Genomic DNA, 16,142 nt, shown 5'->3' with positions numbered 1-16,142 from the left:
CTTTATTCTCGATTATAGCATAAAAAGAGGGCCCGCAAAATTACCCCAAAAAGCGGAGAAGTTCTCCGAAACTGATGTCAGGTACTTATGCGGAGTCCTCCGTACATCCTATCGACCTATATAAATGTAAAAAACTTCGAATGCGCCCTTGGTTCAGGACTTCTTAAGTTTAACATGATACCGGACGGCTGTGATTATCCCTAATGACACAATAATGTTTAAATTCGTAACATCCTTACTTAGCCTTGATCGATTCTTTGGCTACAATGCCCTCGCAGTACTCAATAATCTGACTCCGTCTGACAATACCAATGAACCGATCCATATCATCGACCACAGGAACAAAGTTCTGAACTTTAGCCAGATTAATCAGGTCCTCCATGTTGGCATCAATGGATACGGGTTTAATATCCAAGCGAAGGGGAACGTCCTTGAGCAAGAACTTTGAAGCGTTTTCAAATGAAATCTTTCCCTCGGCATTCTTCATATACCACAGTAAGTCGCCTTCGGTAACCGTACCAATATATTTGCCCTCTTTATTCAAAATGGGTACCGCTGTAAAACGATGATATTCCATCCGTTCCAACGTTTGCCGCAGCGTAGAATCCGACGTCACGCACGTAACCTCTTGTTTGGGTAGCAAAAAAAATGCGATGTTCATACCCTTGTGTATCCTCCTTGTGAATTTCTTCGTTCAACTTATCTCGCTCAACTTATATTATACGGATCAGAACGCAGGATGTTCCAAAAGGATAATAGTTCTCACTACAAAGAAAAAAAACAGCAGCCCGCGAATAAACGTACTGCTGATTGTGGTCTACAACACATCATTGGTATGGAATTGGTTATTCAATCTTTTGCCGGTCAGGGATCATTACTTCACCGGCTGGGGTCGATTGATCCATCCAGTTGTTAATCAGCTCTTTGGCATATTGGACATCTTTCTCGTCAGCCTGACCATAATAGATACCGTCTTTTTTCATCCCCTCACCCAGAATGGTGAAGCTTGAAATCTGCGGTTTCTCCTGAGTAAGCACTTGTTTAGCCAGATCAATAATGAAAGAAGCTCGCATATCCGTCTGGAAGCTGTCTCCCATGATCTGAATCAATTCCGGGATTTTGGCGATTTGATTCAAATTCAGCATCTCATTCGCCATCGCGTTCAAGAAAATCTGCTGCCGCTTGGTACGATTAAAATCACTATCCTCACGGTATCTTACATAATACAATGCTTCCTGCCCGTCATAGATCGGCTTACCGCCTTCAATTGTGAATTGTACATGATCCGGATTCTTGTTCACAATGTCCTCATCGATTGGCAGTTTTACACCACCAAGCGCATCAACCACTTTTTTGATTCCGTCAAAGTTGATCGTTGCATAGTAACCCACATCAGCATCAAGAAATTTCTCCACGGTATTGATGGACATATTCTCCCCACCAAAAGCATAGGCATGCGCCAGCTTATCATAATCATCTTCGCCGTCCTTGTTAGCATCCCGTCCCACAATCTGCACATACGTATCACGTGGAATGGATACCAGAAGCACGCGGGATTCCTTGGGACGTACTACAGCATAGATAACCGTATCCGAACGTCCGCGCGTCTTCTCATAGGCTCGTTTGTCCGAACCCAGCAGTAACACGGAGAAAGGTTCCTTACGATATACCGTTGGATCAGGCGTATTGTTGCCTTCTTGCGGTACATAAGAACGGGATAACTGATCTTCTACCGAACCGGCGAGAAACAGATCAAATGCCGCTACAGCCAGTTGCTGACGGAACAAATAACCTCCGATTAACAAAACAACAAGTGAAACGAGCGTTATATATAGGCCTTTTCTTCTTTTCTTCTTCTTATCTTTAGTTCTGCTTTTCATCCATTGATTCCTTCTTCACTGTCAAAATGATAATCCATAATACCAATTAAACGTCTGGGATGCCTTGTGACTCGGTGTTCTCTGAAGTTTTCTCTCTCTGGAATCAAGACACCGCTTACGCTCGTTCTATTGTAATCATTGCAGGAGCAAGAAAAGTTACAATCCGGTTAAATTGAAAAGAACAGCGACTCCTTTTTAGTTTCAAAAGGTACACTGTTCTCTTCATTTTCACATGCGATCCTATCCGTTCGTGGACACACTTTCCACATGATGGCTCTTCTCTTTTTGACGCAGACGTCCCGTTATAAGCGCAGCTACCAGCGTAAGCACACTGAATACCACCGCAGACCAGAAAAGGCCATTGTAACCCTGTCCTGTCGTTTGATGCACTGCCTGGAGCAACACATCACGGATACCTTCATCAGGAATCTGGGACAGGCCCTCTGTCAGACTGGATACATCACTCCCTGAAGCTCCACCTGACGCATATTGCTCCAGCATCTCGGGCGGCACCTGAATTCCTTTGTCAGCGAATCCTGCCTGAATGTTGGACCCCAGATTAATGAAAGACCGTGCCAGGAATCCGGCAAAAATGGTAGGTGCAATAGCCATCGCCATCTGGCGGAATAACGAGCTGGTCGCTACCGCGATGCCTTTGTTGTTCTCCCCCGCCTGTTCTGTGACAAGTACGTTAACTGGCGCACCAAGCATCATACCGAATCCAATACCTACGAGCGTACTCGCGATGACAAATTGCCAGATATGCTCCACCCATAGCGGGAACAGCAGGAATCCAATCGCAGATAGCAGCCCCGCAACCGATAACGTCCAGATCGGCCCTTTGCGGTCAACCAGGTATCCACCTCCACCTGCCCCGATGCCGGATGCCAGCGCGAGTGGAGTAAACCAGTACCCGGAAGCTGTATTGGATACGCCGAGATATTGCTCAACAAATCCGGGAATAAAGATCACCGAGGCCAGAATGGCTCCGGAGAAAAAGGCAATTAACAGCGTCCAGCGAAAGGACGCAATGCCCAGAAGCTGTGTCGATACAACAGGTTCACGTTCAGATCCTTCCAGCCTTTTTTCCATGAAGTAAAAGAGCACCAGAATGATCACACCTGCCAAGAAAAAGCCGTAGAACATCGGTGACCCCAGGCTTTGAAGCATGTTCACACCGTCCAGATTGCTGAAGCTATACATTAAACTGAGTACACCCAACGTTAGGACAGCAATGCCGCTCCAGTCCACTGCTGCACGATTCAGTTCCTGCTCTTCCTGAATAAATCGAATACCTGCAAGGAATAGCAGAATGGCGATAGGTACATTGATCAGGAATAACCAATGCCAGTTGCCAGTCAGATCCAGTATAAAAGCACCAACATTGGGCCCCAAAATAGCGGCAACACCATTCATCCCTCCGAGCAGACCCAAGGCTGTACCTTGTCGCTCCGCCGGGAACTTGCTTAATACGTATGAGCTGGCAATGATAAATATCCCCCCGCCGCCCAAAGCTTGAATGACACGAGCAATCAGGAAAAAGGTAAACGATGTGCTCAGCGCGACGAGCAGGGACCCGATCCCAAACAACGCCACTTCAATCAGAAATAGTTTCTTGCGACCATAACGGTCCGACAGTTTGCCCGCAATAGGTACACTCACCGCAAGCCCAAGCGTGTAAAGCGTAATCGTCCAAGCTCCCCATGTTGGCGACACACCAAATGATGCATTTAAGGTGGTCAGTGAAGAGGTGATGATCCCGTTATCCAGCGCAGCCATAAATACCCCTATGGCAAACAGGATTAGCGGCCATTTCATTTGTTTTTGCATCACATATTACCTCCCGATCAGATCGTAAATTCAGTATCGTACAGTTGGTTTGGTACATATATATTAAACCGAGTTGAATAATAATGACTCACTGGTCATTTTAAAACAAAAGAAAACCATATGTCAATTTAATAATATGGTTATATGGATCAATTTACCTCTGATTCGATAAAATAGAGCTGCCACATGTTCAGTCGCACCTGCGGACAGCCCTCATATCTTATCTAATGTACTAACGCTTGCGTAATACTTCAATAATCTGGTCTGACTCGGTTTGTTTGACAGGTGGATCATTGGCGTCCTGAAGGTCTCTTTGATGATGCCTATGTACGCCCTCTCATTTTGAGCCCGAAAACCCATAGTTGAACAACTTCCGAGTCTCCACAAAACGCCCTTCACGAGTATCTGTTCCAAATACAACTGATATCAGTCTTTTGCCATCACGTTCAGCTGTCCCCACAAAATGATATCCGGAATCTTCATCATACCCGGTCTTCAATCCGTCATTCCCATCGTAAGCATACGGCCCACCAATGGAGGACAACATCCAGTTCGTGTTGCTCATGTACATCCCTTTTTGGTGCATTGATACTTGCATTTGACTGGAAATTCTTAAAATCTCGGGATGGTTATTCAGCAGATATCGCGCAAGCTTGCATGCATCTATAGCCGTCATTAAGGTTTGCCCTTGTATATCCATCGGACGGTTAGGACCAAGCAGCTTTTCACTGAGGCCCGTTGAATTCGTGAATTGTGTATCCTCAGACAGCCCAATCTGAGTTGCTTTCTGATTCATCTGTTGCACAAACTTCTGCTCTGTACCACTGATATGTTCAGCCAGAGCAACTGTTGCATCATTGGCTGAATAGACAGCTACGATCTCGAACAACTCCTGAACTGTGAATTGCTCTCCCTGTTTCAGGGTCAATTGACTGCCCCCAACGGAGCTAGCATATAGACTCACATTCACAAGATCATTCCAGCTTATATCACCATTGATCACGGCCTCCATCACTAACAGTTCTGTCATCAACTTACTGACGCCTGCCGGAGCAATTTCTTCGGAGCCGTTAAAATCCATTAAGATCTGTTCAGAGTTCATATCCATTAATACTGCAGATTCAGCTTTAATTCCCGGTTTGCCTACCAGCATGTCCGGTTTCACACCCAAATATATAATGAGCAGCAGAGCCAGCAGCATACCTGCCCGTTTCCACCATTTTTTCATAAAATGATCACCTCTTACCTATATAGACGAAGTGAAGAGGCATTTTGTCTGCACTTTTTTGAAAAAAAGTTAAATTTTTTTTATTTTTTGGTTACAAAAAAAACATGAACTCCGTACACCCATGCCAGAGTGTACAGAATCCATGTTTTGAAAGACACATTAGTTCAATCTCCCAGGAGAAATCTTCATTATAATCTAGCAACCGACTTCTTAAAGGACCCCAATCCTTACAGCTGCTAATTTAAGAATGTGTTACTCAGCTACAACCGCTTTGTCTGCATTAACTTGCAGGTCGCTCAGGTAAACGCCTGTTCCATCACCAATCGCGTAGTTCATTACACGTTTGTTAACTGGTGCTACAACTGCACGATACAGTGTAGGGAATACAGGAACTTCATCTACCATGTATTGCTGCCATTGATTGTAGATTTCTTTACGCTTGTCTACATCAAATGCTTCAGCAGAGATACCTTGTGCCAGCAATTTGTCATTCTCTTCGCTGGAGAATCTGGAGAAGTTGTAGAGTGCATCGCGGCCATACAGACCAGATGGATCTACGTCAATACCAACGCCCCATGCGGCTTGATACACATCAATGTTCGGATCATCTTTACCTGTGTTACCTACACGGTCATAGAAGTTGTTGAATTCAACCATTTCCAGGTTTACTTTCAAACCAATAGCTGCCCATGATTGAACGTAATAACGTGCCAATGGTTCAGCTGTGTCGCCACCAGTCATGGATACAAAGTTGATTTCGAGTGGTGTTCCATCCGGATTGGTACGGAATTCACCATCCAGTTTGTAACCAGCTTCGTCGAGCAATGCTTTCGCTGCTTCTGGATCATACGTTACACCCGGATTGCTGGCATCATGGAATTCTGGATGAGACGGTGGAATCAGGGTTGTTGCGTTCCAACGCAGACCATTATAGAAACGTTTACCCACTTGATCGTTATCTACAGCCATCCACATTGCTTTACGCAAGTTTTTATCTCCCATTTTTGCTTCAGCATTGCTTTTAACTTTTCCGTTCTCTTCATCCCACGTACCCAGTTTGAAACCGATGTACGTATAAGCACGATCGATTGCACCCAGGAATTCTACGTTAGACAGGTTAGCATTGTCTTTATATTGATCTGTCGGGAATGCATCCACGAGATCTACCCCGCCAGATTTCAGTTCTTGAACAACCGTTGTCGGGTTGATAACTTTCAGAGTTACACCATCCAGTTTTGGAGCCCCACGCCAGTAGTCATCGTTTTTAACAAAAGTTACAGACTCACCTGGAGTGATAACATCCACTTTAAATGGACCAAAACCAATTGGTTTTTCACGTACTTCTTTGGAAGAAGACATTTTTGCTACATCCATATCTCCGAAGATATGTTTAGCCAGTGGATACGTCCATACGCCACCTGTCAGCAGGGACGGAGTAGATTCTTTATACGTAATGCTGATTTGTTTGTCGCTCAGCACTTTAATACCAGAGATTGTTTTTGCTTTTCCAGCATGATACTCGTCCATACCTACTACACTAGTGAAGTTGGAGTCGTAACGTGGACCATCATACGCTTTGTTACCAATAACTTCATAAGCAAACTGCAGATCTTCAGCCGTTACCGGCTTGCCATCATGCCAGTTTACATTGTCACGAATGGTCAGTGTGAACGTTTTGCCATCTTCGGAAGTCTCATATGTTGCAGCACCATCATTGGTGTATACATAGTCTTTATCCCAAGTCAGCAAGCCTTCATCGAACCATTGAAGAACCTGAGCATCCGGGTTACCGGAATAGAAGTTAAAGTTCAGTGTACCTTCAAAAGCAGTATCCGATACAAGTCCGAATGTAATCGATCCACCCTCGATCGCAGTACCCTCATTCGTTTTGACATTGTTGAAGTCTTCAATGGAGTAAACGCCCTCTTCATTAGCAGGTTTTTCCTCCGTTTTTCCCTCTTCTGTGTTGGAAGCTGGAGCTGGAGTAGCTGCTTCTTTCTCAGAGCACGCTGCGAGCACCAATACAAAGACCAACATCATCGTGAAAAATAGTCCCCGTGAAAATAATCCCTTTTTCATGAACCTTTCCTCCCTTTTTTTAACCTCTTCTTTGTCTTGCATCAGTCGCACGCTTTAGGGCTTGACCGACATTATTTATACTCAACATCAATACCAGAATCAGTACCGATGCGGGTAGCCATATCCACCATCTGGACTCCAGGGTTTGCGGATTACGTGCATAACTTACGAGTGTTCCAAGACTGGGTGTACTTTCCGGAAAACCAAATCCCAGAAAAGACAACCCGGATTCAAGGCCGATATTGGAAGCGAGATTCAATGTCATCGTTACGATAATGATTGAACTCAAGTTCGGAAGAACCTGCGAGACAACAATTTTAAAGTGGGAAGAACCGAGTGTTTTGGACGCTTTGACATACTCGAGTTCACTCTCTTGCAATGCCTTTGAGCGAATCAATCTGGCTATTCCCATCCATAAGAAGGCTGTCATGATCAATGAAAATGAAACAATGTTGTACTTAGGTACGGCTGTGACAAATGCGATAACCATCATCAGGAACGGAAGAATCATGAAAAAGTCTACGATCCGCATAAACAGGTTATCAATCATTCCACCGAAATAACCAGACAGAACCCCAACAAGGATACCGATAATTCCCGTCATAACAGTTACTAGGATACCAATGCTTAACGAGTTACGTGTCCCAATGACTAGTTGGCCAAATACATCCCGGCCTCCGTAATCCGTGCCTAGCCAGTATTGTGCAGAAGGTGGTTCATATAAGGCAAACAAGTCTACCTTAACGATTTCATCCTGATCTAAGATTATGGAAGTCCCATATACAAGGAGGATAACAAGCCCCAAGAATATGAGGGAAACCAAGGCAACCTTATCTCTAACCAGCTCTCTCCACAATATATTCAAGCTAGAGGGGCTTTTATCAACCTTCTGTGAAGTTACAACAACATCATTGGTCTTGCTCATCTTGTTTTCACCCCGAAATCTTCAAGTTCTTACTTAATGCGAATACGCGGATCGACTAATCCTAGAATGATATCAGACAGCAATGATCCCAGAATGGTAGCTATCCCGTATAAGAGTACAAGTGCGGTAACCACACTGAAATCCCTTAAAGAGATGGAATTCAGGAACAACTGTCCCATACCCGGATAGCTGAATATACTCTCAATAAATATAGTACCGCCGATCAATCCGGTAATCTCATATCCGAAAAATGCAGCAATTGGCAACAAGGAGTTCCTAAGGATATGTCTGTTGTATATGCGGGACTCCGAAGCGCCTTTGGCTCTCGCGGTAAGAACGAATTCTTTATGCTTGATGTCGATAATCTCGCTACGCAGGTACTGTACCGTCGAAACGGTGGAAATCAACGCCATTGATAGTGCTGGCAGTAGCAAATGGTGTATCTTGCTTACGACATAATCGAATGTTCCAGGAGTAAGACCCGGTGCCACGCTTCCTCCTGTTGGGAACCATCCAAAATGGAATCCGAAGACCCAAACCATCACCAGTGCGAATATGAACAGCGGTGCTGCAAATCCCAAGTACGTGTATCCTGTAATCAGTCGGTCAGACCAAGTGTCGTTGTAACGACCACTGATAATTCCGAGTGGGATAGCAATGAGATACGTTAAGACGAGTGTGGCCAAAGCGAGCCAGAATGTATTGGCAATCCGCTGGCCAATCAGATCCGTAACCGGCATTTTGAAGCGGAAGGATTGTCCAAAATCTCCGACAGCTGCATTCCTAATCCAGTCCCAATATTGCACATACCATGGATTGTTTAGTCCGAGTCGCTCACGTTGTTCATCCAGTGCTTTCGGATCGATACTTGGATCAAGCAGTCCGGTAAGTGCATCCCCCGGCATAGCCTTGGCCATCAGAAAGACCAAGAGACTGAGCAAAAAAACCTGAGGAATCATTATGATAATTCTGCGTACTATTGTTTTCCACATATGACCTTCAACCTTTCTGAGGTAGAGCTACTCGGTGAGTATTGGAAATGGATTGGAGCGAGTAAGCAAGTCCTTCCTCATCAAAGAAATTACGGTATGAATGTTCATACTCGGACTTAATCTGCTGACGGAAAGCTATCATTTCCTCACGCTTGGTTGGGTCCATATCCGGTATGGCTGCAATAAGACGTTTGGTATAGATGTGTTGTGGATTTTCAAAAATATCATTCGTCGTGCCCTGTTCCACATATCTACCTTTATACATAATTCCAATCTCATCACACATATGGCGGATGATGCCCAGATCGTGACTGATGAACAGATACGTCAGATTCAGTTCTTTTTGAATTTCCTGCATGAAGTTGAGTACCTGAGCCTGTACGGATACATCCAGTGCAGATACAGGTTCATCAGCGATAATTAGCTTCGGCTTCAGTGCAATAGCCCGTGCAATGCCAATCCGTTGACGCTGCCCGCCTGAGAATTCATGCGGATATTTGTAGATTGATTCCGGACTCAGGCCAACCTTTTCAAGTAATTCTCTTACTTGTCTTTTCTCCTCGGTGGCTGTCAGACGCTCATAGTTACGAAACGGCTCAGCGATAATATCGATAACCCGCTTCTTTGGATTCAGTGATGAATATGGGTCTTGAAAAATCATTTGTACATCCCGCTGGAGCTGCCTGTTCTTACGTCGCTCCGTAGCCAGATTTTTGCCGTTAAACAGAATCTTTCCGTCAGTGACATGGTTTAGCCCAATAATGGCTCTGCCTGTTGTTGTTTTACCTGAACCTGATTCGCCAACCAGACCATAGGTCTGTCCTTGTTCAATGGAGAAGCTAACATCATCAACAGCCTTTACACTGCCAATTTCCCGTTTAAGCAATCCACCGCGAATCGGAAAGTGTATCTTAAGCCCTTCTACTTCGAGTAATGCCATTATGTTATTCCTCCTCAGCTTTGGTCAGGGAAATGAAAGTGCTGGTAACAGGTACACCGTACAAAGTGACCTGGTGCAATTTCATGCATCTGTGGGTTCTCTTCATGAGCCGATTCACTAATCCATGGAATTCGGGCTTTGAATCTGCACCCTTTGCGAGGAAGATTTTTGAGTGATGGTACGATACCTTGTATGACATGTAATTTGGATCTTTCTTCAGACAGGGTGGGAATAGAATTCAACAGTGAGCGGGTATATGGATGCTTCGCATCGTTCATCAATGTGAAGATATCTGCGATCTCAACAATTTCGCCTGCATACATAACTGCAACGCGATCAGCCATCTCAGCTACGACACCCAGATCATGTGTAATCAGAATAATGCCTGCGTTAATTTCATTCTTCAGATCACGGATTAGCTCCAGAATCTGTAGTTGAATCGTAACGTCAAGCGCCGTCGTTGGTTCATCGGCTATGAGTAGTTCCGGTTTGTTGGCAATCGCAATGGCAATAACAATTCTCTGTCTCATACCACCAGATAGTTCGTGGGGATACTGCTTGTATATTTGTTCGGGACGTGGAATCCCTACCTGATTCAATAAGTGAATGACCTTTTCTCTCTTCTCTCTGGAAGACAGCTTGGACTGATGAAGTGTGAGAATCTCTTCAATCTGTTCACCAATAATCATTAGAGGATTTAGTGCGGACAATGGGTCCTGAAAAATCATACCCATTTCTTTGCCGCGTAGCTTGTTCAACTTGCTTGGGGAGATGTTGGCAATATCTTGTCCTTTATAGAGAATCTGGCCTTCGATTTTTGCTTTGTTATGCAAACCCATAAGAGAGAATGCAAAAGCACTTTTACCTGACCCGGATTCACCTACAATCGCCAACACTTCATTTTTCTTCACCGTAAGGTTAACGTGATCCACTGCTGCATAATAGTCATCTTCAATTCTGAATGATGTTGTTAGATTTCTGACTTCCAATAGCTCTGTATTCAAATCAATCACCCTAACCCCATAATTTCCGTAGATTGTATTCGTGTGTAGAGGAATGCATCCACTGTATATTTCCAAGTTCTTGAAGATAACGAACAATAGCTTATACAAAATACCAAATTGTTAGGAGAAACAAGTTTAAGAGACTTATATTTAGACCATTGGTCAATTAATGTTGATAATTCCTAGCGGAATTATATATCAAAATAATTAATGTAATCATACGTGTAATTTTAGCTAACGTCAATGCTTATTTTGAGATTTTTGGTATAAATGTTTTTTATACTACAGATTTGGATATTAGTAATACTATAAAGGCATATAGTAGGAATTTTGAGAGGTATTATCTTGTTTTTGGCTGGGAGGTGGACATAGGCAATTGGTCAAAATAACATATACATAACATAATGGTTACATCTAGTGTATGTGTATGTTTTAATTTAAGTAGACATTCTTAATTTTGCGTGAGGTAAATGTTACATATATGAGTAGTGATTATATCTCGATCTATAGCTGAATTTTATTTAATGGAAACCGTTATGCTTACAAATGAAAGAATCTGTGCGATCAAAGTAAAAAATCTAGTTAATCTAGTATAGTTTTATTTATTTGCTAATGTAAAGACCAAATTGTCATCTTTTATCATTTATTTTACAAAAGAAAGAAAAAAGCCCTGCAAAATGCAGAGCTTATCTAATAATTATTCATTTAAATGTATATAAAATACTCTTTACTGAGAATCAGGAGGTCTTTTACCACGTTTTAACTCATTGATACTCAAGCCAAAATCCATCTGCAAGTGAGGATAGTCCGGAAAGTTGGCCCAGTCTCCACCCCAAGTGAAACCTAACTCTTTGGCGAGATCCACAACTTCCATCCAATCTGCCTTGCCATTCCCGTTATCATCACGTTCCATATCCCACACCACATCACCGTCAGGCGTCCTCAGTGCAAAATCAATTGCTAATCCGTAGTTATGATATGACTCACCACCACGTGCATTAGTAACGATATTGCCTGCGCTTGAGCGTCCTTGGTTGAATAGTGCGTCTTGTTCCTCGGAACTTCGGTAGCCGTGGGTGATGATAATCTCTATTCCACGTCTGGCTGCCTTACGTACCAATAAACTCTCATTCTCTGCTACCACTGGATGTAGGCCGGTAATTGGCAGAGCTTCTTGGATTGTTGTCCCAGGCCATATATTATCTATATCACCTTTTTGCTGTAACCATACATATATAATGGAAAGTAAAAGAGTAGCTATAATCCAGGTTTTCAGACTGCTCTTTTTTCTCTGTTTGCCTTTACGTTTTGATGTATTCATATCCACTCCTGGTGTTTATTCTGAAATAAACAGCTATTCCTGCTGCCTGAACCTTTTCAGTAGATTAGACTCTATTATAATTCATTTGAGCCTTGAATGCTTCTATCACCATAGTATTGAATTCTTCCATTTGTTAGAGTGGATCTATTATTTCTATTACTTCTATTGATATATACAAAAAAGCAGCCGGCTATAAGCCGACTGCTTCGTATGCAAGCTGAGTAAAAACTACTCAGTTGTGTATGGCAATAATGCGATTTGACGGGAGCGTTTGATTGCAATCGTCAGCATGCGTTGATATTTAGCGCTAGTACCTGTTACACGGCGTGGCAAAATTTTTCCACGTTCGCTGATAAATTTACGAAGCAAGTCCGTATCTTTATAATCGATGTGAGTAATTTTGTTAGCTGTGAAGAAGCACACTTTACGACGTTTATTACGGCCGCCACGACGTGCCGGTCTTTTATCGTTGTCTCCGCCTTCTCTTTGCTTGAAGCCCATGCTTTTCAGTCCTTTCCTATCATGTAACCCATATCTCCTAAGAGTATCAGTTCATGTTAAAATGGCAAATCATCATCCGATATATCAATCGGTTTTCCGTCATCAGAAAAAGGATCCTGATTGTTGCTACGCGAATTATTGTTATTGTTCGCGCGTCCGCCGCCTCCATAAGAAGGCTCTTCACGCATTGGTTGCCCACCGCCGCCACCGCTATTATCACGGTTAGCTGACTCCAAGAAACGGACATTATCGGCAATGACTTCGGTCACGTATACACGTTTTCCTTCGTTATTCTCGTAGTTCCGTACTTGAATGCGTCCTTCGACTGCAGCCAGGCGTCCTTTGCGCAAGTAGTTCGCACAGGTCTCGGCAAGCTGTCTCCAGGTTACGACCGGAATGAAATCGGCTTCCTTTTCTCCCCCTTGGCTTGTAAACGGTCTGTCCACTGCCAAAGTAAATTGCGTAACTGCCACTCCTGCTGGAGTGTAACGCAACTCAGGATCCCGGGTTAACCGGCCGATCAGAATGACACGGTTCAACAATGTAATCCCCTCCTTCAGAGCGTATTGGTGCGTTAATCACGAGTAGTCTTAAGCAGACTTAACGTCGTTGGTAATGAGATAACGAATTACTTCGTCAGAAATCTTCATGAGACGCTCAAGTTCAGTTACAACTGCTGGTTCAGCAGTGAAATGTACCAGAACATAAAAACCATCACGGAATTTCTTGATCTCATACGCAAGACGGCGTTTACCCATAACGTCGTGAGCTGTAACTTCACCACCGCCGTTGGAGATGATGCCTTGGAATTTATCGACTGTAGCTTGAACAACTTCTTGCTCAATGTCAGGACGAATAATGTACATCACTTCATATTTGCGCATAATTTTCACCTCCTTATGGACTCTGGCCCTCAATCTAGGTTGAGAGCAAGGAACGAGCACAAACTCGAACTATATTAATATAACAAATACCGAGTCAAAGTGCAAGCAAACGTTCCCTGTACATATTGGCACATGATCAGCCCGGCTATGGAGCACACTACAGAAGCAACAAAGTAACATAATCTGCAGAGGAGGTTTTATCATGGGTGAAAAAACCGAGTTTGAACCAGGAGACAAAGCCCCAAACGATGGAGAGTACACGGAAGTTGGGGAAAAAAGCTTTGTCACGGAAATTCAGAATCCTAAGCGGGTAACGCTGCAAAAAGGTGAAGCATTTCCCGAAACAAGCAATCATAATCGCAAGTGGAAGAAGCTGACCAAAGCCCGCGTCCATTAATCGCAATACTTTTTTACGATCCATGTATATAAAACGGAATAAAGCACATAATACAATCAGGCGGTGCACGAGAGAGGTGTGGTTCCGTTGGACAACGAAGCCGATCATTCGCTGTTGGAGATTCATCACGTAATCTAAGAAGCAAGTGGTTATGTGTTGTAAGGCCCTTCGTCTGAAGCACGCGTATTGCTACGTGCAGTACACCAAGTTTCTGATTGTTACGACCGATTGTTTCCTAACAAACAAATGCACCGCCGGATAAAGAGCCCTTCGGGGCTCTTTATTTTTTGTTTTGGTCATTAACGATGCCTTTGATATGGCTACATGTTCAATACATGTTCAATAAAACGTTATACAAAAAAAGAGACTTTCCTAATGGAAAGTCTTCTTATCGATCTTTTTATTAAACTCAATGTGTATTGAGTAAGTTACAATTGAAGTGGCGGAAAGGGTGGGATTCGAACCCACGCACGCTGTGACACGCCTAACTGATTTCGAGTCAGCCCCCTTGGGCCTCTTGGGTACCTTTCCGCAGCAATATTGATTATAGCATGATCATTTACAGAACGCAATACTCGTACGGAGCCTGCATGTAAACGTTATTACGCGTACTGCATACCGAATTATTGCAAGATCAGGATTCAGTGGAATCTTCGGCTGAACGCAATACCTTCTTCATGTTTTTCTCAAATTTCGCTCTTGGAATCAACACGCTATGTTTACATCCGACACACTTGATCCGAATATCCATACCCATACGAATGATCTCCATCTCATTGCTGCCACAGGGATGCTGCTTCTTCATCTGCACGATATCCCCAAGCTGGAAACTTTTACGCTCCACCTGTGCCATCCCCCTCATCTTTCTCCAAAGCTACTGCCTGTTCCAATGCTGCTTGATGACTCATCTCATGATACTCCAGCGTTTTCTTCACATCGCCCTGAATCTGACGTTCCACAGACGCACGAGAGTTAGGCATACATTCGGCTACAATTCGAACCACATACTCTGACGTAGACATCGACTGTATACCGAGTACATCCGGTACCTTCACAATATTTAGATCACGCTCTTCAATCCCAACCAAAGACTTCTTCACCAGGTGTACAGACTCATCGAGACTCAAGTCCGCCTTCATCGGAATATCCACTACAGCTAGCGAATTTGACATGGAGTAGTTCGTTACACTTGCAATCGCCCCGTTCGGGATAATGTGCACCTCGCCTTGCCAGCTGACCAGTTTGGTAGTTCTAAGTCCGATCACCTCAACCGTTCCCTTGTAGGTTCCCGTCTGAATAACATCCCCCACAGCGAATTGATCCTCCAATATAATGAAGAAACCCGTAATAACATCCTTGACCAAACCCTGTGCACCGAAACCAATGGCAAGCCCGAGCACACCGGCACTCGCGAGTAGCGGCCCAACTTGGATATTGATCTCAGATAACAGTAGCAGAATCATAATAAAATTACATGTTATGGAGGTCGCATTTTTCAACAGTTCCCCTACGGTTACGAATCTGCGCGGATTCACGCGAATCTTGCCTTCCTGCTTGCGTTCCATGGAACGATCTATAATTCGATATACGACCTTAATGACAATACGGGTGATGATAAAAATAATGATGATCCGGATTGAGCTGAACATAATGTTAAGCCACATATCAGGATCTGCAATTTTGTTCCAGACTTTATCCGTCCAACGAAGGGCTTCATTTACAGCACCAGCAGCACCGGTCTCATCCCCTTGAGCAAACTGAAATGACAACATTCATCATGCCTCCTCTACATCGGTATGTTATCATAGCTGTCTTCTGTTTTGAAATAGAGGCCTCGGATCTCTACGAACTCGTTACGAATGATCTTCTGCACTCGCTCCAGATCCTCTTTTGGAAACTGGATACATAACGCACAACCTGCTGTAATTTCTTTTGGCGTAGGGAACAAATCAATTTCTATCTCGGCAAACTCCAGCAGCATTTCAGCACGCAGTGCCTGCTGGGTTGAATCAAATGCAATCAGCATCCAATCGTTAATCCATTCGTCCATGTTCGGCTCCTTTCGCCATACGTCCAACCCTGGAGAAAAAGCTTGTCCTCGTGAAGTATAAAACGCTCTACCTTTCCATATACTGTTACTACTATTCCAAGGGAAAGGATA

At 43.7% G+C, this 16,142-nt stretch carries 17 protein-coding genes and 1 tRNA gene; 1 reads left to right on the top strand and 17 read right to left on the bottom strand.

Annotated features, from left to right (window positions below; all coding sequences use genetic code 11):
* Nucleotides 1-235: 235 nt before the first annotated feature.
* The 13 genes from NSQ38_RS05315 to rpsF form a co-directional block, all read right to left on the bottom strand.
* Complete coding sequence (locus NSQ38_RS05315; RefSeq protein ID WP_091035263.1) at nucleotides 236-661, bottom strand: CBS domain-containing protein; 426 nt, start codon at nucleotides 659-661, stop codon at nucleotides 236-238.
* A 184-nt stretch (nucleotides 662-845) separates the two neighbouring features.
* Complete coding sequence (locus tag NSQ38_RS05310; RefSeq protein WP_036671869.1) at nucleotides 846-1,880, bottom strand: LCP family protein; 1,035 nt, start codon at nucleotides 1,878-1,880, stop codon at nucleotides 846-848.
* A 240-nt stretch (nucleotides 1,881-2,120) separates the two neighbouring features.
* Entirely contained in the window at nucleotides 2,121-3,710 is a 1,590-nt protein-coding gene (locus NSQ38_RS05305) for an MFS transporter (protein WP_339787503.1), read from the bottom strand.
* A gap of 337 nt (nucleotides 3,711-4,047) precedes the next feature.
* Nucleotides 4,048-4,938: a D-alanyl-D-alanine carboxypeptidase family protein gene (locus NSQ38_RS05300; RefSeq protein ID WP_091035257.1), complete on the bottom strand. Its 891-nt coding sequence runs from the start codon at nucleotides 4,936-4,938 to the stop codon at nucleotides 4,048-4,050.
* 252 nt (nucleotides 4,939-5,190) lie between these two features.
* Nucleotides 5,191-7,017, bottom strand: coding sequence for an oligopeptide ABC transporter substrate-binding protein (locus tag NSQ38_RS05295; RefSeq protein ID WP_091035255.1), 1,827 nt, complete (start codon nucleotides 7,015-7,017; stop codon nucleotides 5,191-5,193).
* A gap of 19 nt (nucleotides 7,018-7,036) precedes the next feature.
* Nucleotides 7,037-7,942 carry an ABC transporter permease gene (locus tag NSQ38_RS05290; RefSeq protein ID WP_091035253.1) on the bottom strand — a complete coding sequence of 302 codons (906 nt, stop codon included), beginning with the start codon at nucleotides 7,940-7,942 and terminating at the stop codon, nucleotides 7,037-7,039.
* 29 nt (nucleotides 7,943-7,971) lie between these two features.
* On the bottom strand, nucleotides 7,972-8,934 hold the full coding sequence (gene opp4B, locus NSQ38_RS05285) for an oligopeptide ABC transporter permease (RefSeq protein ID WP_091035248.1): 963 nt from the start codon (nucleotides 8,932-8,934) through the stop codon (nucleotides 7,972-7,974).
* Nucleotides 8,935-8,941: 7 nt separating this feature from the next.
* Complete coding sequence (locus NSQ38_RS05280) at nucleotides 8,942-9,874, bottom strand: ATP-binding cassette domain-containing protein (RefSeq protein ID WP_091035246.1); 933 nt, start codon at nucleotides 9,872-9,874, stop codon at nucleotides 8,942-8,944.
* Nucleotides 9,875-9,888: 14 nt separating this feature from the next.
* Nucleotides 9,889-10,878 carry an ABC transporter ATP-binding protein gene (locus NSQ38_RS05275; RefSeq protein ID WP_036671916.1) on the bottom strand — a complete coding sequence of 330 codons (990 nt, stop codon included), beginning with the start codon at nucleotides 10,876-10,878 and terminating at the stop codon, nucleotides 9,889-9,891.
* Nucleotides 10,879-11,605: 727 nt separating this feature from the next.
* On the bottom strand, nucleotides 11,606-12,199 hold the full coding sequence (locus tag NSQ38_RS05270; protein ID WP_339787501.1) for a M15 family metallopeptidase: 594 nt from the start codon (nucleotides 12,197-12,199) through the stop codon (nucleotides 11,606-11,608).
* 228 nt (nucleotides 12,200-12,427) lie between these two features.
* Complete coding sequence (rpsR, locus tag NSQ38_RS05265) at nucleotides 12,428-12,700, bottom strand: 30S ribosomal protein S18 (protein ID WP_017691433.1); 273 nt, start codon at nucleotides 12,698-12,700, stop codon at nucleotides 12,428-12,430.
* 56 nt (nucleotides 12,701-12,756) lie between these two features.
* The gene (gene ssb, locus NSQ38_RS05260; RefSeq protein ID WP_017691432.1) at nucleotides 12,757-13,242 is read right to left on the bottom strand and encodes a single-stranded DNA-binding protein; all 486 of its coding nucleotides are present in this window, start codon (nucleotides 13,240-13,242) and stop codon (nucleotides 12,757-12,759) included.
* A 48-nt stretch (nucleotides 13,243-13,290) separates the two neighbouring features.
* Nucleotides 13,291-13,584: a 30S ribosomal protein S6 gene (rpsF, locus tag NSQ38_RS05255; RefSeq protein ID WP_036611944.1), complete on the bottom strand. Its 294-nt coding sequence runs from the start codon at nucleotides 13,582-13,584 to the stop codon at nucleotides 13,291-13,293.
* Nucleotides 13,585-13,786: 202 nt separating this feature from the next.
* Here rpsF and NSQ38_RS05250 point away from each other — a divergent pair, with 202 nt between their 5' ends.
* Nucleotides 13,787-13,981 (top strand): YjzC family protein, encoded by a 195-nt coding sequence (locus NSQ38_RS05250; protein WP_036671877.1) that lies wholly within the window; start codon nucleotides 13,787-13,789, stop codon nucleotides 13,979-13,981.
* 440 nt (nucleotides 13,982-14,421) lie between these two features.
* Here the strand turns inward: NSQ38_RS05250 and NSQ38_RS05245 are convergent.
* The 4 genes from NSQ38_RS05245 to NSQ38_RS05230 all read right to left on the bottom strand — a co-directional run bounded on the left by NSQ38_RS05245 (nucleotide 14,422) and on the right by NSQ38_RS05230 (nucleotide 16,031).
* Nucleotides 14,422-14,512: transfer RNA gene (locus NSQ38_RS05245), tRNA-Ser, on the bottom strand.
* 103 nt (nucleotides 14,513-14,615) lie between these two features.
* Entirely contained in the window at nucleotides 14,616-14,825 is a 210-nt protein-coding gene (locus NSQ38_RS05240; RefSeq protein ID WP_036611950.1) for a DUF951 domain-containing protein, read from the bottom strand.
* A complete protein-coding gene (locus NSQ38_RS05235; RefSeq protein ID WP_289390792.1) occupies nucleotides 14,815-15,753 on the bottom strand; it encodes a mechanosensitive ion channel family protein in 939 nt (312 codons plus the stop codon). Before NSQ38_RS05235 ends, NSQ38_RS05240 begins: the two co-directional genes overlap by 11 nt.
* Before the next feature lie 14 nt (nucleotides 15,754-15,767).
* Nucleotides 15,768-16,031, bottom strand: coding sequence for a DUF3343 domain-containing protein (locus tag NSQ38_RS05230; protein ID WP_017691427.1), 264 nt, complete (start codon nucleotides 16,029-16,031; stop codon nucleotides 15,768-15,770).
* Nucleotides 16,032-16,142: the final 111 nt, after the last annotated feature.

The sequence above is a fragment of the Paenibacillus sp. FSL R7-0313 genome (assembly GCF_037969885.1).
GTDB lineage: Bacteria > Bacillota > Bacilli > Paenibacillales > Paenibacillaceae > Paenibacillus.
This window is presented reverse-complemented; position numbering and strand designations above follow the sequence as displayed.